Source organism: Candidatus Accumulibacter sp. ACC003, from assembly GCF_907163085.1.
In the GTDB taxonomy this organism is placed as follows: domain Bacteria; phylum Pseudomonadota; class Gammaproteobacteria; order Burkholderiales; family Rhodocyclaceae; genus Accumulibacter.
Window position 1 is genome coordinate 308160 of sequence record NZ_CAJQTX010000005.1, and the last position, 19424, is coordinate 327583.

At 63.9% G+C, this 19424-nt stretch carries 14 protein-coding genes and 1 pseudogene; 4 read left to right on the plus strand and 11 right to left on the minus strand.

Annotated features, from left to right (window positions below; translation table 11 throughout):
- The first annotated feature begins 4 nt into the window (after positions 1 to 4).
- Genes QZ656_RS11195 through QZ656_RS11210 form a run of 4 tightly spaced genes read left to right on the plus strand, consistent with a single transcriptional unit; the run spans position 5 to position 7611 of the window.
- Entirely contained in the window at positions 5 to 1558 is a 1554-nt protein-coding gene (locus tag QZ656_RS11195) for a proton-conducting transporter membrane subunit (protein WP_291993460.1), read from the plus strand.
- Positions 1555 to 3054, plus strand: coding sequence for an NADH-quinone oxidoreductase subunit M (locus tag QZ656_RS11200; RefSeq protein WP_291993461.1), 1500 nt, complete (start codon positions 1555 to 1557; stop codon positions 3052 to 3054). The genes QZ656_RS11195 and QZ656_RS11200 overlap by 4 nt, the downstream gene beginning before the upstream one ends.
- Positions 3047 to 4546, plus strand: a complete 1500-nt coding sequence (locus QZ656_RS11205; protein ID WP_291993462.1) for an NADH-quinone oxidoreductase subunit M — start codon at positions 3047 to 3049, stop codon at positions 4544 to 4546. The genes QZ656_RS11200 and QZ656_RS11205 overlap by 8 nt, the downstream gene beginning before the upstream one ends.
- Before the next feature lie 8 nt (positions 4547 to 4554).
- A complete protein-coding gene (locus tag QZ656_RS11210; RefSeq protein ID WP_291993463.1) occupies positions 4555 to 7611 on the plus strand; it encodes an EAL domain-containing protein in 3057 nt (1018 codons plus the stop codon).
- A 37-nt stretch (positions 7612 to 7648) separates the two neighbouring features.
- Here the strand turns inward: QZ656_RS11210 and QZ656_RS11215 are convergent, their stop codons facing one another.
- The 11 genes and pseudogenes from QZ656_RS11215 to QZ656_RS11265 form a co-directional block, all read right to left on the minus strand.
- Complete coding sequence (locus tag QZ656_RS11215) at positions 7649 to 7951, minus strand: AzlD domain-containing protein (protein ID WP_291993464.1); 303 nt, start codon at positions 7949 to 7951, stop codon at positions 7649 to 7651.
- Complete coding sequence (locus QZ656_RS11220; RefSeq protein WP_291993465.1) at positions 7948 to 8670, minus strand: AzlC family ABC transporter permease; 723 nt, start codon at positions 8668 to 8670, stop codon at positions 7948 to 7950. Before QZ656_RS11220 ends, QZ656_RS11215 begins: the two co-directional genes overlap by 4 nt.
- Positions 8671 to 8775: 105 nt before the next feature.
- Positions 8776 to 9042 (minus strand): hypothetical protein, encoded by a 267-nt coding sequence (locus tag QZ656_RS11225; protein ID WP_291993466.1) that lies wholly within the window; start codon positions 9040 to 9042, stop codon positions 8776 to 8778.
- Positions 9043 to 11145: a methionine--tRNA ligase gene (metG, locus tag QZ656_RS11230; protein ID WP_291993467.1), complete on the minus strand. Its 2103-nt coding sequence runs from the start codon at positions 11143 to 11145 to the stop codon at positions 9043 to 9045.
- Positions 11146 to 11349: 204 nt separating this feature from the next.
- Entirely contained in the window at positions 11350 to 12258 is a 909-nt protein-coding gene (locus QZ656_RS11235) for a Wzz/FepE/Etk N-terminal domain-containing protein (RefSeq protein ID WP_291993468.1), read from the minus strand.
- Positions 12259 to 12352: 94 nt separating this feature from the next.
- A pseudogene (locus QZ656_RS11240) lies at positions 12353 to 12733 on the minus strand (transposase family protein); the annotation flags it as partial.
- A gap of 269 nt (positions 12734 to 13002) precedes the next feature.
- Positions 13003 to 14961: a nucleoside-diphosphate sugar epimerase/dehydratase gene (locus QZ656_RS11245; protein ID WP_291993469.1), complete on the minus strand. Its 1959-nt coding sequence runs from the start codon at positions 14959 to 14961 to the stop codon at positions 13003 to 13005.
- 118 nt (positions 14962 to 15079) lie between these two features.
- On the minus strand, positions 15080 to 16045 hold the full coding sequence (locus QZ656_RS11250) for an SDR family oxidoreductase (protein ID WP_291993470.1): 966 nt from the start codon (positions 16043 to 16045) through the stop codon (positions 15080 to 15082).
- Positions 16042 to 17262 carry a glycosyltransferase family 4 protein gene (locus QZ656_RS11255; RefSeq protein ID WP_291993471.1) on the minus strand — a complete coding sequence of 407 codons (1221 nt, stop codon included), beginning with the start codon at positions 17260 to 17262 and terminating at the stop codon, positions 16042 to 16044. The genes QZ656_RS11250 and QZ656_RS11255 overlap by 4 nt, the downstream gene beginning before the upstream one ends.
- 13 nt (positions 17263 to 17275) lie before the next feature.
- On the minus strand, positions 17276 to 18415 hold the full coding sequence (gene wecB / locus QZ656_RS11260) for a UDP-N-acetylglucosamine 2-epimerase (non-hydrolyzing) (RefSeq protein WP_291993472.1): 1140 nt from the start codon (positions 18413 to 18415) through the stop codon (positions 17276 to 17278).
- On the minus strand, positions 18408 to 19418 hold the full coding sequence (locus QZ656_RS11265; protein ID WP_291993473.1) for a polysaccharide biosynthesis protein: 1011 nt from the start codon (positions 19416 to 19418) through the stop codon (positions 18408 to 18410). The genes wecB and QZ656_RS11265 overlap by 8 nt, the downstream gene beginning before the upstream one ends.
- Positions 19419 to 19424: the final 6 nt, after the last annotated feature.

Genomic DNA, 19424 nt, shown 5'->3' on the forward strand with positions numbered 1-19424 from the left:
AGCGATGAACGGACTCGAAAGCGTCTTCGCGGCGCTCGCCGAAAGCAGCCGTGTGGTCTGGCTGGTGCCGCTGCTGCCCTTGCTGGCGGCGGCGGCGATCGGCGTGCGCATGCTCGCCGGCCGGCAGCACGGCGACCAGCACGAGCCGTTGACCGCCGCGCTGGCCAGCCATGCGGCGCTCACCTCACTGCTGCTCTTGCTGGTCCTCGACGTGGCGGCGCTCGGCAGCGCCTGGCCCGAGCCGCTGCGCTTCGGCGACTGGCTGGCGATCGGTACGACACCGGTGCGGCTATCGTTCATGCTCGACGCGTTCAGCTTGCCGATGGCCACGCTGGTGACGCTGATCGCCTGGCTGGCGCTGCGCTTTTCGGCGACCTATCTGCACCGCGAGAGTGCCTTCCAGCGCTTTTTCCTCGGCATGTCGCTGTTCCTGGCCGGCATGTTGCTGATCGTCCTGGGCGGCAACGTGGTCCTGGTCTTCGTCGGCTGGGAGCTGGCCGGCATCGCTTCGTGGCTGCTCATCGCCTACGCCTGGGAGCGTCCGCTGGCCACTGGCAACGCCTTGTTCGTCTTCGTCACCAACCGCGTCGGCGACGCCGGCTTTCTGCTCGGCATCGGCCTGGCGGTGTGGTCGGTCGGCACCGTGGACTGGGCCGGTCTGGCCGGCGATGGCACGATGAGTACGGTCACCGCGCGCTTGCTGGCGGCCGGCTTTGTCCTGGCGGCGGTGGTCAAGTCGGCGCAGCTACCCTTCACGCCGTGGATCGCCCGCGCGCTCGAAGGTCCGACGTCTTCGTCGGCGGCGTTCTACGGCTCGCTGATGGTGCACGCTGGCGTTTTCCTGCTCTTTCGCCTGCAGGATCTGCTGCTGCAGGTACCCGACATGATGGCGCTGCTGCTGTTCATCGGTCTGGCGACCGCCGTGTACGGCGCGCTCTGCGCGCTCGTCCAGAGCGACGTCAAGTCGGCGCTGATCTTCTCGACGGTGACCCAGGTCGGACTGATGTTCTTCCTCTGCGGCGTCGGCTACTTCGCGCTGGCGGTGGCCTACTCGGCGCTGCACGCCGCCTGGCGCGCGTACCAGTTTCTGCTGGCGCCGAACTACCTGCAGCTCGTCCGCCGGCCGACGCGGCCGGTGCCGCGCTGGCTGCGCCGACGGCGCTGGTTGTACACCGCGGCGCTGCAGCGTTTCTGGATCGAGCCGCTGGCCAGCAGCCTGCTGATCCGGCCGACACAGGCTCTCGGCCGCGACGTGCGGGCGCTCGATCAGCGCGTCATCGACCCGCTGATCGGCGTGCCGCGCGCCGATCAGCGCGCCGACGCCGCAGGCCCGACGGCCGATGAACTGATCCGCGGCCATGGCCTGGCCGGGCGCGCGCTGTTCGCCTTTGCCGGCGGCCTGCAGTTGCTCGAGGACCGCCTGCTGCTGAGCGGCGACGAGGCGATGATGAAGCCGCTGCGGCGGATTGGCGCCTACGCCGACGCCATCGAGTTGCTGCTCGAACAACCGCGCTACCTGATGCTGATGGTCATGGCGACCTTCGTGGTGATTCTGTGAGCGAATGGTACTGGAGTGCGCAGGCTGCTTATCCGGTGCTGGCGACGCTGCAGTGGCTGCCGCTGGTCGGCGCCTTGTTGCTGCTGCTGATTCGCCGCGAGCGCGTGGCGGTAGCCGTCGGTCGGCTGCTCGCCGTCGGCGAACTGCTGGTGGCGATCGACCTCTACGCGCGCATTGATCTGTCGACGACCGTCATGCAGTTCGCCGAGCGCTTTGATCCCCTGGCCTACCACGCCGCCGCCGACGGCATCAGCGTGCTCTTCATCCTGCTCGCCGCGCTGCTCGGCGTGCTGCTCTCGTTCTACGGAATGGCGCGCCAGCAGATCACGCCGGTGCGCCTGCTCGGCGTCCTGCTGGTCATCGAAGCGTCGACGATGTGCATGCTGACAACGATGAACCTGCTGTGGTTCGCGGCCGCTTCGGCTGTCCAGCTGGCATTGGTCGGCTACCTCCTCTGGCGCTGGGCGTCAGCCAGCGAGGAGCGGCTGGCGCTGGCGCGCTTCCTGCAGTACCAGCTGTTCGGCTGGTTGCTGTTTGTCGCCGGTTCGGTGGTGCTGGTCTGGAGCCACGTTGACGTCGTCGGCGGTCGCTGGACCTTCGACCTCTTCGACCTGCTGGCGACGCCACAGCTCGGCAAGTACCAGTCGGCGGCGTTCTATCTGCTGTTCTACGGGCTGGCGATCCGCACACCGCTGTTCCCGCTGCACGGCTGGCTGCCCAATTCCGCCGGTTACGGCCTGATCGCCGTCGGCCCGGTGCTGCTGCTCGGCGTCAAGGTGGGGATCTACGGGATGGCGCGCTTCCTGCTGCCGCTGACCGCCGAAGCGGTGATCGTCTGGCAACCCTATGTCGTCGCCTTCGCCATGGTCGGCGTCTTCTACGCGGCGCTGCTCGCTTTCCGCCAGGCCAACCTGCGCCGCCTGCTGGCCTTTGCCGTCGTCAGCCACACCAGCCTGATCGTCATCGGCCTGTTCACGCTGCACCCGGCCGGGCTGCAGGGCGCCTTGCTGCTGGCGGTCAATTTCGGTCTGGCGATCACCGTCATGCTGATGATGATCGGCTACGTCTACCGGCGCGCCGGGACCACCAATCTCGATCGGCTCGGCGGCCTCTTCGACCGTGTTCCGTTCATCGCCATCGCTTTCCTGATCGGCGGCCTGGCGCTGCTCGGGATGCCCGGGACACCGGGTTTCGACGCCGTGCACCTGGTCCTCGAGGCGTCGATCGAGACCTTCGGCGCGCTGCCGACGATCGCCACCGCGCTCGGCAACGTCGCCACCGCCGGTTTCCTGCTGTGGGCTTTTCAACGCGCCTTTCTGGCGGCGCGGCCGAAAGACCTGCCGGCGCGGCGCATCGCCCGCACCAGCGGCATGGAATATTTCGTTGGCGGCACGACGCTGCTGGTGCTGCTCGCCGCGGGCTTTTACCCCGAGCCGTGGTTGCGGCTGACCGATACCGCGACGCAGGCGCTGGCCGCCTATTTCCAACATGGCTGAAATCGCTTCCTGGCCCCTGTTGAGCATCCTGCTGGCGCTGCCGGTGCTCGGCGCGCTGGCCACCGCGCTGTTCCGCCACGCGCCCTGGGCACAGTGGCTGGCGCTGGCCAGCGCGCTGCTGACGCTGCTGTGGTCCTTGCTGATCGTCGCCGCCAGCGACGGCGCCGATGCGGGCTTCCAGCTGATCGATTCGGCACGCTGGATCGACGGCGTGAATATTGGCTATCTGGTCGGCGTCGACGGCATCTCGCTGCTCTTTCTGCCGGCGACGGCGCTGCTCTTCTGCGGCGCGGTGGTCGCCGGCTGGCGCGTCTCGGCGACGGCGACGCCGCTGCCGCCGGGCTTGTACTTCGCCTTGCTGCTGTTGCTCGAAGCGGCCACGCTGGGCGTCTTTTGCGCGCTTGACACGATCCTGTTTTTCTTCTGCTGGGAGTTGACGCTGCTGCCGACCTACTTCCTGGTCAGCCTGTGGGGCGTCGGCGCCGGCCGCCAGACAGCCGCCGTGCGCTATTTTCTGGTGATGCTGGCGAGCGGCGTACCGCTGCTGTTCGGGCTCCTGGCCGTCGCCTTTGGCCACGTCGCCGCCGGTGCGCCGCTGGCCTTCGACCTGCCGACGCTGCTCGCCACGCCGCTGCCCGCTGGCGCGCAATACGCGGTCTTTCTGCTGCTGCTGATCGGCTTTGCCGCCAAGGTGCCGCTGGTGCCCCTGCACACCTGGCTGCCGTCGCTGGCGATGGGCGCGCCAGCGGCGGTAACGGCGCTGATCGTCGGCCTGAAACTCGGCGCTTACGGGCTGATCCGGCTGGCCATCCCGCTGGCGCCGACCGCCGCCAGCGAACTGCACTGGTTGCTCGCCGGTCTCGGCACGCTGGCGATGCTCTACGGCGCCGTCGCCGCGCTGGCGCACAGCAATCTGCGCGGCGTCCTGGCGTATACGAGCATCTCGCACGTCGGCCTGGTGGTGCTGGCGCTGGCGACCTTCTCGGCTTCGGCGCTGCAGGGCGCGGTGTTGCAGCTGCTCAATTTCAGCGTCGCCGCCGGTGGCGGCTTTCTGGTGCTCGCCTTTCTGCAGCGGCGCTGTGGCTCGACCGACATCGCGCAGCTCGGTGGCGTGATGCGCAGCATGCCGCGGCTGTCGGGTTTCTTCCTGCTGTTCGGGCTGGCCGGCATCGGCCTGCCGGGAAGCAGCGGTTTCCCCGGCGAACTGCTGATCATCGTCGCCGCACTGCACAGCCATACCGGTGCCGGCCTGGCGGCCCTGTTCGGCACGGTGCTCGCCGCCGCCGCGTTCCTGGCACCGTTCCGGCACGCTTTTCTCGGGCCACTGCGCGACGCCGACGTCGCCGCCGGCAAGGACCTGCTGCCGCGCGAGCTGGCGCTGCTGCTGGCGCCGGCAGCGCTGATTGTGGCGTTTGGCGTTTGGCCGATGCCGCTTGTCGAGCGGCTGCGGCCGACCGCCGAAGCCTGGGTGGCGGCGCTGGCGGGCTTGTAGCGACGAGCGTGCGGCGCCGCCGCCGACGGCTGGACGGCAAGCCGTCGATCGCCTATGCTCGGCGAATGGACAATCAGCGCGAACGTGTCTACTCGCTGCACCGGACCATTTTCACGCGCGTCGCGCTGTTGCTAACCGGCACGACGCTGCTCGCCGCGCTCCTGTTCGTTCTCTTTGCGGTCTTCCCGGTAGCCAAGCGTATCGCCGAAAGCCAGTTCAACGAGGCCGTGCAACGGACCGACGCGGCCTTGAGCGCCTTGTTCTCACCGGCTGAAGACCTCTTGCGCGTCAGTCGTCGATGGCTTGAGGGTGCGGCACCCGATATTGACTCGCCGGCGGCCTTCAATCGACTGTTCCAGGCGATCATCGACAGCAAGGCCAACGTCACGTCGGTGGTCGGCGGCACGTCGACCGGCCAAGGCTGGTTGCTCCTGCAACGCCCCGATGGCGGCTGGCTGAACCGACTGAGCGATCTCCCGCGCTGGGGAAAACGCCATCAGATGGTCGAGCATGCACTGGACGGTCAGACACAGACTTACTGGAAGGAACTCGATTATGACCCCCGCCAACGGCCGTGGTACCGGGGCGCGATCGAGAACCGAGGTGGCGACAGTATGCACTGGACGGCCCCCTACGCGTTCCTCAGCACCGGCGAGGCCGGGGTGACCGTATCGACGATGGTGCCGCTCAAGGACGGTCGAGACCTGGTCGTGGGTTTCGATCTGAAGCTCAGCGATCTGTCGCAGAAAACGATGCTGTCGACGGTCGGCAAGCGTGGGCTGGTGACGGTGATCGGCGACGACGAGCGTGTTCTGGCCTTGCCGCGGCGACCTGCGGCGGTCAGCGAGGCGGCGTGGTTGGGGCAGGTGCTGCAGCCGGCACAAGACCTGGGTTTGCCGCCTTTGCGCGACGCTTTGGCGGCCTGGCGAGACGCTGGCAAGCCGGCCGACGCGATCACCAGCTTTGCCTCCGGCGGCAGCCGCTGGCTGCTGAGCGCCCGCCAGCATCGCCTCGGTCAGCAAACGCTGTGGATTCTGGCGCTGGCGCCGGAGGCGGATTTTTCCCCCTCGTGGCTGAAAGTGTCAGTGGTTCTCGGTGGCGCGACCCTTTTCGTCCTGGCGATCGCGCTGCTGCTGACGCACGCGCTGGCACAACGGCTGGCGCGGCCGCTCGAAACACTGGCCAGGGATAGCGAGCGCATCGGCCAGCTCGATTTCCTGCCGGTCGAACGTCGCCAAAGCCGCGTTGCCGAGATCAGGCAACTGCAGCTTTCGCAAGAGACGATGCGCCAGACGCTGCAGGAGTACCAGCACGAACTCGCTGGCCAGGCCGGCAGCCTGCGCAGTCAGGTCGCCGCACTGGAAGCGACCAGGGCCGATTTACGGGCCAGCGAGCGGCGCTTGCGCTGCTTTTACGACCTCGGCCTGGTGGGGCTGGCGATTACCTCGCCGGAGCAGCGCTGGGTCCACACCAACGACTACATTTGTCGTCTGCTCGGTTATGCGGAGGACCAACTGCATCAGATGTCGTGGGCGCAACTGACGCATGCGGACGACCTCGCCGCCGATCTCGAACAGTTTCGGGCGATGCTCGCTGGCGAAATCGACGGTTACGAAATCGAAAAGCGCTTCGTCAGCCATGCCGGCCAGGTGGTACCGACGCGCCTGGTGGCGCGTTGCGTGCGCAAGCCCGATCGCTCGGTCGATTTCATCGCGATGATGATCGACGACCTCAGCGAACGCAAGCGCACCGCCGAGCGGATCCACTACCTGGCTAACTTCGACGCGCTGACCGGCCTGCCGAATCGCAGCCAGCTGAACGAACGAATGAAGTCTTCACTCGGCGTTGCCAGGCGCAACCAGCAGTCGGTGGCGCTGATGTTTCTCGACCTCGATCACTTCAAGGACATCAACGATAGCCTCGGGCACAGCGTCGGCGACGCCCTGCTGATCGAATTGGCGACACGGCTGCGGCAGGTTCTGCGCGACGAAGACACGGTCTCGCGCCTCGGTGGCGACGAGTTCATCCTGTCGCTGTACGGTGCCGATGCGCGCGGCGCGTCGCGCATTGCGCAAAAACTGCTGGACGTCATTGCCCAACCCTACCGCATTGAACAGCATGACCTGCACGTCACCGCGTCGATCGGTATTGCGCTGTTTCCGGCTGACGGCAGCGACCTCGAAACGCTTTCCCGGAACGCCGATTCGGCGATGTACCGCGCCAAGCAGGAAGGCCGCCATGGCTATCGATTCTTTACCAGCGAAATGCAGGCGCGTTCGGCTCGCCATCTGAAGTTGATTTCGGCCTTGCGGCAGGCCATTGAACTCGAGCAACTGCAGCTGCACTACCAACCGCAGGTGCTCATGAAAGGGGGGCGGATTATCGGCGCCGAAGCCTTGCTGCGCTGGACGCACCCGACGCTCGGCGCGGTTTCCCCAGGCGAATTCATTCCGGCGGCCGAAGACAGCGGCCTGATCGTCGCGATCGGCGAATGGGTGATCCGGCAGGCCGTGCGGCAGGGCAAGCGCTGGATCGAAGCGGGCCTCGAACCGCTGATCATCGCCGTGAACCTTTCGGCGGTGCAGTTTCGTCATCCCGACTTGCCGGATCTGATCACCCGCATCCTCGACGAAGAGCAGCTGCCGCCGGAGTATCTCGAACTCGAACTGACCGAGGGCGTGGCGATGCACGACCCGCCGGGAGCGATTGCCGTCATGAACAGGCTGCATGCGCGCGGCGTGCGGATGTCGATCGACGATTTTGGTACCGGCTATTCATCCTTGAGCTACCTGAAGAAGTTCAAGGTGTACAAGCTCAAGATCGATCAGTCCTTCGTGCGCGACATCAGCACCGATGCTGAAGACAAGGCGATCGTCAGCGCAATCATCCGCATGGCGCAGACCCTCGGCTTGCGGACCATCGCCGAAGGCGTCGAGACCGCTGGGCAACTGGCCTTCCTAGCCGACGAAGCTTGCGACGAGGTGCAGGGTTACTACTATAGCAAGCCGCTGCCCGCCGACGAATTCGAGCGTTTCGTGCGCACGCACGCGGCGCGGCGGCGCTAGGCGCGGCAGCCGGCGCGCCGTGCGTCGCCGCGTCTGATCAGACAACGGCCCTGAGGGCGATCACGGCGGCGACGCCAATGGCCACCACGACGATCATCGGCAAGCGCAGAAAAGCCGCGCCGGCGGTAATCACCGCAGCAATCGTTTCGGCCGGCCCGCTGCTGAGCACCGTCGGTGCGATGACCGCCATCAGTACCGCCGGCGGCAGCGCGTCGAGTGCCGCCTTGAGCCGGCCCTTGACGGTGACTCCCTGCATCAGATAGAGACCACCGATGCGCGTCAGATAGGTTGCGAGCGCCATGGCGATGATCGTCGCCAGACTCAGAAGATCAGCGCTCATGGCGCGTCTCCCCGGTCCGCCTCTGCCGCTTCTTGCTCGCTGTGCAGGACGGCGGCAACGATCACGCCCGCCAGGCCGCCAATGACGATGTACCAGGCGCCGGCGAGCGCGAGTTTGGCGAGAGCCGCGCTGACGGCACTGGCGGCGAGCACGGCGCCGGTGCGCGGGCCCTTCCAGAAGCCGGCCAGGATGGCGATGAACATCGCCGAGAAGGCGAAATCGAAGCCATACGCCGCCGGATCGCCCAGCGAGCGCCCGGCGATTGCACCGGCCAGCGAGGCCGAGGTCCACACCAGCCACATCGACACCGCAACGCCGAAGTAATACGCCGGCCGCAGCGCCTCGCCGAGCACCTTGCGTTCGGCGAAGGCCCAGCTCTCGTCGGTCATCAGGAACATCGCCAGCAGCCGACCCGGCGTCGAGAACTCGCCGAGATGCCGCTGCAGCGAGGCGCCCATCAGCAGATGCCGGACGTTGACGATGAAGGTAGTGACGACGATCAGCAACAGCGGCACCGGGTCGCGCCACATGTCGACGGCGATGAATTGCGCCGCACCGGCAAAAACGGTGGCGCTGGTCAGCCACGCCGCGAAGGGTGAAAATCCCTTGGCCGCGGCGAGCGTACCCCACAGCAGGCCGATTGGCACCGCCGCCGCCAGCACCGGCAGGATGTCGAAGACGCCACGAGCGAAATCGGTCGCGCGCGAAGGGCCAGGCATGGGCTGCTCCACCAAGGTCGAAATGCTCAGTACGGCTTGCCGATTGCCGGCGATGAGCGGCGCACGCCGCGCAAAAATGGCACCCCGACCGAGGCCGCCACGAGATCAGGATCCGTCGGCAGCGTCGTCCGGCGAATGTTTGATCAATTCGCGAAGCATCTGGGCGGTGGCCCAGAGCATCAGCGCTATGCCGGCAACGACGGTCAGCAGCGCCGTCGGCGTGCTGGTCGGGAAGTCGGGAATGAACAGCGTCTGGCTGCGCACCAGCCACATCGCGCCGCTCGATAGAACGATGATGCCGGCGCCGTCGAGCAGCGCAAAGAACATCACTTTCAGCGTCACGCGCGGACGTCCGCGGCGATTGATCGGCATCTATTTGACGCGCATGCCGGCTTGCGCGCCAGCGTCGGGCGAGAGCAGGAAGATTCCCGGCGTCTCGCCGTCGGCGTCGGAGGCGGCCAGCACCATGCCTTCGGAGATCCCGAACTTCATCTTGCGCGCTGCCAGGTTGGCGACCATCACCGTCAGGCGGCCGACCAGCGCCGACGGCTCGTAGGCCGCCTTGATGCCGGCGAAGACCTGGCGGCTGCCGAGCGGGCCGACGTCGAGCAGCAAGCGGACCAGCTTGTCGGCGCCCTCGACCTGCGTCGCCTCGACGATGCGCGCGATGCGCAGGTCGACCTTGAGGAAATCGTCGATGCTGATCGCTGGCCCAGCGGCAGCGACGGCAGCCGGGGCGACGTCTGCGACGGCGACGGCGGCGGCTGGTTCCGCAGGCGGCGGTGGCGCCGGCGGCGGAGTGGCGCTCAGCGACTGACGGTTGGCGGCCAGCAGCGCATCGACCTGCTTCTTGTCGACGCGCGTCAACAGGTGCTGATAGGCATTGATGGCATGCCCGGCGGCGAGGACCGTGTCGCTGTCGTGCCAGACGAAGGGCGCGACGTTGAGGAAGGCTTCGGCCTTGGCGGCCAGCGCCGGCAGCACCGGTTTGAGCAAAATGGTGAGCAGCCGGAAGAGGTTCAACGCGTTGCTGCACGCCGCCTGCAGCTCGCCCTCGCGAGCGGGCTGGCGGGCGAGTTCCCAGGGTTTGACGCTGTCGACGTACTGGTTGGCGAGATCGGTGAGCGCCATCACCTCGCGAATCGCCTTGCTGAACTCGCGCGCTTCATAGTGATCGGCGATTTGTGGCGCACGCGCACGGATGGCGTTGATCGCCGGCAGCGACTCATCGCAGACGCACAGCTGGCCGGCGAAACGCTTGACGATAAAACCCGCGGAACGACTGGCGATGTTGACAAACTTGCCGACCAGATCGGAGTTGACGCGGGCGATGAAGTCGTCGAGGTTGAGGTCGATGTCTTCCATCGAACTCGACAGCTTGGCGGCGTAGTAGTAGCGCAGCCACTCGGGATCGAGGCCCTCCGCCAGATAGCTTTCGGCGGTGATGAAGGTGCCGCGTGACTTCGACATCTTGGCACCATCGACGGTCAGGAAGCCGTGCGCGAAAACCTTGCTCGGCGTCCGGTAGCCGGCGTGTTGAAGTTCGGCCGGCCAGAACAGCGCGTGGAAGTAGAGGATGTCCTTGCCGATGAAATGGTACAGTTCGGCGGTCGAGTCCGGGCCCCAGTATTCGTCGAAGTCGAGTCCTTCACGCGCGCACAGGTTCTTGAACGCGCCCATGTAGCCGATCGGCGCGTCGAGCCAGACGTAGAAGTATTTTCCTGGCGCGCCGGGAATCTCGAAGCCGAAGTACGGTGCTTCGCGCGAGATGTCCCAGTCGGTGAGCTTGCTCTCGCCGACTTCGCCGAGCCACTCCTGCAGCTTGTTCGCCGCTTCGCTCTGCAGCCGGCCTTCGCCCTGCGTCCAGCGGCGCAAAAAACCCTGGCAGCGGCGGTCGGAGAGCCTGAAGAAATAGTGTTCGGACTGCCGCAACTCCGGCTTGGCGCCGGAAACGGCCGAATACGGGTTGTTCAGCTCGTTGGCCGTGTACGCCGCGCCGCAGCTCTCGCAGTTGTCGCCGTACTGGTCGTGCGCGCCGCACTTCGGGCAGTCGCCCTTGATGTAGCGGTCGGGCAGGAACATCTCTTTGAGCGGGTCGTAATACTGTTCGATGATGCGCGTGTCGATCAGCCCGGCGGCCTGCAGGCGGGCGTAGATTTCGTTGGCGCAGGCGCGCGTTTCCTCGGAGTGCGTCGTGTAGTAGTTGTCGAAACCGACGAGAAAGCCGGCGAAGTCGCGCGTATGCTCGCCGTGTACGCGTTCGATCAGCGCCTCCGGCGTGATGCCCTCCTTCTCGGCGCGCAGCATGATCGGCGTGCCATGCGTGTCGTCGGCGCAGACGTACCAGCACTGATGACCCCGCATCTTCTGGAATCGCACCCAGACGTCGGTCTGGATATACTCGACCAGATGACCGAGGTGGATGGCGCCGTTGGCGTACGGCAAGGCGGAGGTGACGAGGATCTTGCGGCTCATGGGGCTTGGCGCAATCGGGGCAAAGCGGCATTCTACCAAAGGGCGCGCCGGGGCAGGCGGGAATGGGCGAGGAAAGGTCCGCGTAGGCTCCTCGTGCGTCGCGTCCGGCGCCCGGCTCGAGTGCTCATCCGGAGGCTGAGAGGTGCCACTTCTGCCGACCTGCAGTGGTTCCCAGCCAGTCGCGTTCGGCCAAGCAGGCGCGAGTCATCGGCTGGCTGGGTGGCGACCGCGTCGCCTGGCATCGACGATGAACGCCACCACGATGCCGGCCAGCAAACCGCCGAAAAACCCGAGCGCGAGCAGCGAGCCTCTCTTGGGCGCCACTGGTTTTTCGGCAACGAAGACGCTCTCGATTGCCTGCGCCGGCTGCGTCGCCGGAGCGCTGAGCGCGGTCTCGAACAGGACGATGTTCTGACGCTGACTGAAGATTTCAGCCTGCTTTACCAGGCGCGTCGTGGTCATCAGAGCGAGTTGGGTAAACTGGTCGTCCTTGACTGCGGCGGTCGGGATGAGCTTGCTCAGGGCAGCCAGATCCTGTTCTGCTTGCTGCTGTCTGCCCTTGGCTATGGCCAGATCACTTTTCAGTCGCTCGATCGCTGGACGGACGATTTCGGCCTGCCGTTCGGCCAGTTCGAATACCGCCGCATCGGAAATTTCGCGCGCACTCTCGGGACTGCCACTTCTAGCCCTGAGCTCGATGAGCGGAATCTCTCCTGCCGCGGTGGCAGTGTCCCTGGAAAGCTGCAGCGTCAGGAACTCATTGCCCGCGCCCGCCGAGCGTTGTAGCGCGTCAATCCAGTCCTGCCGATTCAGGCTGCGGGCAACGCGCAGTTGAAAAGCCGGCGTTTTCATGCGCTCGATCGCCTGAGGCACCGGTTCAGCAGGGCGACTTGACAACACGCCGGGCGGGCCAAACTGCGTAACCTCGCCGACCAATCCAACCTGCACCAGGGCAAGCGCCTCATACTTCGGCGCAATCAGGACCATCGCAAGACCGGCAAAAAGCAAGCCAAGTGCTGCCCCGCCGGCAACGAGCCGCCAGCCCGCGCGCAGCTTCTGCCAAAGGTCGAACAGGTTGATTTCCCTTTCCTGCGTTAATTCGTTCGCGCTCATCAAGCGATCTTTCTTCCAGAACTAAATGTGTCTAGGTATCGGCGGATCCGAAAAGCGGACGCCGCGGGCTGGTGAATTGTCAGTTGCGCAGGCAGGACCGAGCCTTGAGCAGCTCCTGGATGGCAGTTATCTCATTACGCTTGCGGGCGATCTGTTCCTGGCCGAGGACAATATCCGGTTCCGTAGCGAAGGCGCCGACCACCCCGGCTTCCCAGCGGTGGAACGTTACCGCAAATTGCTTCGGGTCAAGCGCTCGGAAGACCCGCAGAAACGTCTCCGCGGAGCGAACCCTGTTCTTGAGCACCAGAAATTCACGCAGCCATTTTTCCTTCCGGCGCTCCCAATAGCTGATGTCTTCGATGGTGTCAAAATCCGCGTGTACCGCTGCCATGGCAATCACCAGCAACTGCAGAAAGTCATGCGGCGTTCGGTTGCTGGGTCTGCGCGGGTCGTCCACTTCCCTCAAGCAGCACATCAAGCTCACTCATGTCCTCACAGTCGTTTCGGTCGTCCACAAGACCAGAGTGGACGTGATTGCAGAGGAGTTTACCGGCTTTTGTCATACATTCATCAATTGTCCGTGAGTTTCCGCTTCGCGAATATGACGATAGGCACTATGTCGTCCGAGTGCGGAAGGTCGGACCGATTAATCGGCCGATCAGTGTGCAGCCGAACAGTTTCACTCGATGTCGAAGCAAGCGCATTATGAGGTCGCGAAGGCATATGTCCACCTCCTGCGTCAATTCATTTTCCTTCCTGAAGCCGCCTTCCGCTCCGAGTTTCATCCAGAAAGTCACCAGTGGCCGGCCTTGCCATTGTGCGCCACCACAAGTCGTCGGCGCCTTGCTGCGCTGGAGCATATTCTTCTACCACCGTACCAAGCAAGCTAAGCACGCGCTCATAGTCAAATAGCCGGCTCGCTCGGTCCATTTCTCCCAGGACCTCAACCAAGCTCTCCCACGGCAGCTGATGTTCATAGGCCCGCATGATCAGCGGATGGGCAGTCCCCTCCACGTTCTCGCCGATCAGCAATTCTTCATAGAGCTTTTCACCCGGACGAAGACCCACGATCTCAATCGCGATATCGCCATCCGGATGCTCATCATTGCGCACCGCAAGTCCGCTCAAATGCACCATGCGCTGTGCAAGCTCAATGATTCTGACCGGCTTACCCATGTCGAGCACATAGACTTCGCCACCCTGACCCATTGAACCGGCCTGGATGACCAGTTGCGCGGCTTCGGGAATGGTCATGAAATAGCGCGTGATGTCAGCATGGGTCAGCGTTATCGGCCCGCCCGCCGCTATTTGTTTGCGGAAGAGCGGCACGACGGAACCCGAGGAACCGAGGACATTGCCAAAACGGACCATGCAGAAGCGGGTGCCGCCACCGCGTCTGGCGAGGGCCTGAAGAATGAGCTCGGACAGGCGCTTGCTCGCGCCCATCACGTTGGTTGGCCGCACCGCCTTGTCGGTGGAGATCAGCACGAAGGTTTCGACGCCTGCGGCCAACGCCGCCTCGGCCATTCGCCGCGTCCCGACAGCGTTATTGCGCAAACCTTCGATCGGGTTATGCTCGACCAGCGGCACGTGCTTGTAGGCCGCGGCATGGTAGACCGTCTGCACCGCGAAACGGGTCATGAGCATTTCGTTGCGATGCTGCTGGGTGACCGAGCCCATGACCGCCACCAGCTCGAGCTGCGTACCCGTGCGCTCGCACAGATTGCGAAGTTCCTGCTCGATCGAATACAAGGCGAACTCGGAAAGCTCCATCAACACCAGGCGCAAGGGCTGCAGACTCACGATCTGGCGGCACAGCTCCGAACCGATCGAGCCGCCCGCACCGGAAACCAGCACCGCCTTGCCGGTGACACAGTGCTCCAGCAAAAGCGGATCCGGCGCCACTGATTCACGTCCCAGCAGGTCGTCGATTTCCACCTCGCGGATGGCGTCTTCGGTGACCTTGCCACTGACGACCGCCATCATACCCGGCACTATTTTGACCTTGCATTGCAGGCCTTCGAGGCGATCGATGACTGCTAGCCGGCGGGCGCGGCTCGCCGAGGGAATGGCCAACAGCACTTCATCGACCCGCCGGGCTTTCACGACATCCTCCAGATCCGCCGGCGAATGCACGCGCAAGCCGGCTACCTCGCTCTTCTGGAGGCGCGGATTGTCGTCGAAGAACAGCACCGGCAGGTATTCCTTGCCGGCCCGCAGCGCATACGCGAGCTGCGTCCCCGCGCTGCCGGCGCCGTAGATGGCAATCCGCGTGCGCGGCGTCTGTCGTCGCTCGGCGCGCAGGAAATAGCTGCGCGCCATGAAGCGGGTCACCCCGACATAGGCAATCGCCAGTACCCAGTAGATCACGAGTACGCCACGCGACAGACCCTGACTGTGGGTCAGCGCGATCACTGCTGCCAGCACGAGCACCGACAGGCTCACGCCGCCCGCCACGACAAAGACGACGCGGTCCTCCATGAAACGGATCACCGCGCGGTAGAGCCCCAGATGCACGAAGATCGGTATGGCCAGCAAGGGTGCTGCCAGCAACTGCCAGCCGTAGGCATCCAGGTCGGGCATGAAGGTCTCAAAACGTACGGCCAGCGCCGACCAGAAAGCAGCAAACAGCAAGACCAGATCCGTGGTGACGGCGATCGCCTGCTTCTGCCAACGGGGCAAGGAAAGGAACTGTCTGATCATCGACTCACGGTCTCCGTCCGGAAGTTCAGCCCGGGCGGCGCCAGAATGGCGAACGCACGAAATTCAGGAAGCAGGCCAGGGAAAGCGTTCATCTCTCCCGACAAGCGAAAAAAACGCTTCACCTTGAGGGCCCTGTCTTTGAGTTTAGCCAGTGTTCGGCCGTGCGCCGCAATCCCTCATCGACGCTCAGCGGCGGCGACCAGGCGAGGAGTTTCTTTGTCTTGCCGATATCCACTTCGAGCGACGCGCACAAACGCTGTGCAAGGCCTGGACGTCCGATCAAACCTGCGGCCAGCGACAGCGCTGCAGTTGGCAGTGAAATCAGCCTTGCCGGGCGGCCGAGAGCCTTGGCCATTCGTCGCAGCAACGCTGCGGTCGACAGGTCTTCGCCATCGGAAACGAGAAAGACCTGATTCGCCGCGGCTGGGTGTTCGATACAGGTAGCGACCAGATCCACCAGATTTTCCAAAGCTACCAGGCTGCGTCGGTTTTCCGCTATGCCGCCCAGTGGTAAAGGAACGCCACGCGCCAACCAGCGCATCATGGCGAGAAAGTTTGCCTTGACGCCCGGCCCATAGACCAGCGGCGGCCGGATGACGACCACCTCCATTCCCGTCTCTTGCGCCAATACGCGCAAACCGTCTTCCGCTTCGCGTTTCGAGATCGCGTACGCATCCTCCGGCGCCGGTGGCTGCTCGGCGGTGAATGGCATGCCGGGCAGAGTGCGCTCACCATTGACCTTGATCGAGCTGAGAAAGACGAATCGCCGCGCGCCCGCTTGCGCCGCCTGGCGTGCCAGGTGCAGAGTGCCGGCGACGTTGACGCGACGAAACTCGGCCAATGGATCGGCGACGACATCGTTCATGATGTGCACCCGTGCAGCGCAGTGGACGACGACATCGACTCCGGACAGCGCTGCGGACCAGTCCTGATCCGTTGACAAGGACGCCTGGACGATGGCCACACCTTGGGGGCAGGGCGCAGCCCGCGTATCCCGCACGACGATGCGGATGCGATGTCGCTGGCGCAAAGGCGCCAACAGCGCCTGCCCGACGAAGCCAGAAGCTCCCGTCAATAGAATCACGACGCCACCTTGCGAGTCGACACGAGAAAATCCTTTAGCCTTCGAGCCAGGACGCGCGGCTCGAAATTGCTCTCGTAATAGGCGCGCGCATTGGCGCCCATGCGCTCCAGTGCCTCAGGCCCACTCGTTTGCAAGCTGCGAATGGCCGCGGCCAGGGCCTGCGGATCCTCGGCCGGGCAGGCTACACCAGCAGCGGCCTCGAGGATGACGCGCGCGCCCTCGCCGTCGAGAGCGGCGATGATCGGGCGTCCCGCTGCCAGGTAGGCCTGCACCTTGCTCGGCACGGTCTTGCTCATTATCGGACTACGCACCAGACTGACCAGCAGCGCCGATGCTGAAGACATGATCGACGGCATTGACGATAAGGCGAAGCGACCGGGCAAGACAACGTTGGCGAGTTTTCTTCGTTTGATTTCGGCTCCCAGCCATTCGCCACGGCTGCCACTACCGACCAGGACCAGCCTTATCTCCCTGTCTTCACGGAGCAATTCCGCCGCCTCGAGGATGGTATCAAGCGCCTGTACCGTGCCGAGATTGCCGGCAAAGACGATATTGAAGCCCGGCTCGAAAACCAGCGGGCATTCTTCTTCCGCTGTCGCGCAGGAAAACGCAAAATCGCCCGCGTTCGGATGATAGCGGACCGGCGTCTTGCCGGCCATGGCCTGTACGGGTTCGATGAATGCCTCCGACTGGACCAGCAGAAGGTCGTTCTTGCGGTATATCCAGCGCACGAGACAGGAAACGGCATCGAGAATTTTCTGGTTGCGCACGAAACCTACGGCACTCAGGCTTTCCGGCCACAGGTCCTGGACCCAGGTAATCACCGAGGCCTTTTTCAGCCGCGCCAGCCAGATCGCCGGGATCGCTTGCGTTATCGGTGAAACCGCAAAAACGAATATCGCGTCGATAGAACGCCCCCGCAGCAGCCAGGAGCCGCAGACGATCGCCGAAAAAACAAATGAAGCATAATTCGCCAACAAGCGCAGCGCTGAAGCGCGACCTCTCGGCACCAACGGCACACGAAAAATGGTCACGTCATCGTGCGGCTCGGTCGCACAGGACCACCACGAATAACCGGCGAAGCTCACGCCTTCCGGATAATTCGGCTGGCCAGTGAGCACCAGCACCTCGCAGCCCTCCTCGCGAAGTGCCTGCACGACTTCCGTGATACGAAAATTTTCCGGCCAGTAGTACTGACTCACAACAAGAACCCGCATTTGCTGCTATCCCCTAGGCCGTTTCCGTCTTGTGCCAGACCTTCCGATTGACGAAATCGGTGTAGCTTTGGATGATCCGCAGCATCTTCAGGGAAACGTTGTCCGGCGAGTAGTCCTCGACCAGACGAAGCGCGCGGCATGCCCCGCGCGGTTGCTGGTCGACAATCGCCAGACCCTGCAATACACGATCGACGCTCAGGCCGACCATCATCACCGCGGCTTCTTCAAAGCCTTCCGGCCGTTCATGCACTTCGCGCAGGTTCAGCGCCGGGAAATTCAGTATCGAGGACTCCTCGGTGATCGTGCCGCTGTCCGACAAGACGCAGCGGGCCTCGGTCTGCAGCTTGACGTAGTCGAGAAAACCGAAGGGCTTCAGGAACTGCACCAGCGGATGCGCCGTCAGCGTCAGCGCCTGCAGGCGCTTGCGGGTACGCGGGTGCGTCGAAACGATCACCGGCTCGCGATAGGTCTCGGCCAGCGTGTTCAGAATCGCCAACAACTTCTCGATATTTGGTGGTGAATCGACGTTCTCCTCACGGTGCGAGCTGACAACGAAATAATGACCCTGCGAAAGGTTCAGCCTACTCAGCACGTCCGAGGCGTCGATCCCCGGGCGGTAGTATTCGATCACCTCACGCATCGGGCTGCCCGTCTTGATCACCTGGTCCGCCGGCAGGCCCTCGCGCAGGAGATACTCGCGAGCGATCTCGCTGTAGGTTAGATTGATGTCGGAGGTATGATCGACGATGCGCCGGTTGATCTCCTCGGGGACCCGGAAATCAAAGCAGCGATTACCGGCCTCCATGTGGAAGATGGGGATTTTGCGCCGCTTGGCGGCGATCGCCGCCAGAGAACTGTTGGTGTCACCGAGGAGCAGCAGTGCCTCTGGCTGAAACTCCTGGAAAGCCCGGTCGGCGGCCATGATCACCTTGCCGATCGTTTCGGCTGCCGTCACTCCCGCGGCCTCCAGAAACATGTCGGGTTTTCGTATTCCCAGATCACTGAAGAACACCTCGTTCAGCTCGTAGTCGTAGTTCTGCCCGGTGTGAACGATCACGTGTTCACAGTGCCGATCCAGCTCGGCCATGACGCGCGAAAGCCGGATGATTTCGGGCCTTGTGCCGACGATGGTCATTACCCTGAGCTTACGCATTGAGCGCCTCGCGGATGATGTCCAGCTGCAGCAAAGTCTTCTTTACGCCTTCGATATCGAGGCGCTGCGTATTGTGCGAAGTGTAGTCGTCGAGCTCGGAAATCTCGGTCTCTCCTTCGACGAAGTACTTGTTGTAGTTCAGATCCCGGGAGTCGGCCGGGATCCTGTAGTAGCCCTGCAAATCCTCTGCGCGAGCCATTTCTTCACGCGAAACGAGCGATTCGTAGAGTTTTTCGCCATGTCGGGTGCCGATCACCTTGATCTCGTTGTTCCTGAGCAGCAATTCCCGCATCGCCTGGGCGAGGTCACCGACCGTGGAAGCCGGCGCCTTCTGGATGAAGATGTCACCAGGGCGCGCATGCGTGAAGGCGTAAAGGACCAGATCGACAGACTCGTCGAGAGACATCAGGAAGCGCGTCATGTTCGGGTCGGTAATCGTGATCGCCTTTCCCGAAAGAAGCTGCTCCAGGAAAAGCGGGATCACTGATCCCCGGGATGCCATCACGTTGCCATAGCGCGTCGCAGACAGGACGGTCTTGCCCGGATCGCACAGTCGTGACTTGGCGACCATCAACTTCTCCATCATCGCCTTTGAAATGCCCATTGCATTGATCGGGTAGACCGCCTTGTCGGTACTCAAAACGACGCACCTGCGAACCTGGTTGGCAATTGCCGCCCGCATCACATTTTCTGCACCCAGGACATTGGTGCGCACCGCCTCCATCGGATAAAACTCGCACGACGGTACCTGCTTCAAGGCCGCCGCATGGAAAACGTAGTCCACCCCGCGCAAGGCGTCATGAACGCTGTCGTACTCGCGCACGTCGCCGATGTAGAACTTCACCTTGTCGCTCTTCAGGGCAAGCCGCATGTCCTCCTGCTTTTTTTCATCGCGGCTGAAGATGCGGATCTCGGAGAAGTCGGAATGCAAAAAACGCTGCAAAACGGCGTTGCCAAATGAGCCGGTACCGCCGGTAATCAACAGAATTTTGTCTTTAAACACCGCTAG

Excerpts from the sequence above, each read along its gene's own strand:
- QZ656_RS11195 (WP_291993460.1), top strand. The coding sequence starts at position 5 with ATGAACGGACTCGAAAGCGTCTTCGCGGCGCTCGCCGAAAGCAGCCGT.
- QZ656_RS11205 (WP_291993462.1), top strand. The coding sequence starts at position 3,047 with ATGGCTGAAATCGCTTCCTGGCCCCTGTTGAGCATCCTGCTGGCGCTG.
- QZ656_RS11255 (WP_291993471.1), bottom strand. The coding sequence starts at position 17,262 with ATGCGGGTTCTTGTTGTGAGTCAGTACTACTGGCCGGAAAATTTTCGT.
- QZ656_RS11220 (WP_291993465.1), bottom strand. The coding sequence starts at position 8,670 with ATGCCTGGCCCTTCGCGCGCGACCGATTTCGCTCGTGGCGTCTTCGAC.
- QZ656_RS11245 (WP_291993469.1), bottom strand. The coding sequence starts at position 14,961 with ATGATCAGACAGTTCCTTTCCTTGCCCCGTTGGCAGAAGCAGGCGATC.
- QZ656_RS11235 (WP_291993468.1), bottom strand. The coding sequence starts at position 12,258 with ATGAGCGCGAACGAATTAACGCAGGAAAGGGAAATCAACCTGTTCGAC.
- QZ656_RS11215 (WP_291993464.1), bottom strand. The coding sequence starts at position 7,951 with ATGAGCGCTGATCTTCTGAGTCTGGCGACGATCATCGCCATGGCGCTC.
- wecB (WP_291993472.1), bottom strand. The coding sequence starts at position 18,415 with ATGCGTAAGCTCAGGGTAATGACCATCGTCGGCACAAGGCCCGAAATC.
- QZ656_RS11225 (WP_291993466.1), bottom strand. The coding sequence starts at position 9,042 with ATGCCGATCAATCGCCGCGGACGTCCGCGCGTGACGCTGAAAGTGATG.
- metG (WP_291993467.1), bottom strand. The coding sequence starts at position 11,145 with ATGAGCCGCAAGATCCTCGTCACCTCCGCCTTGCCGTACGCCAACGGC.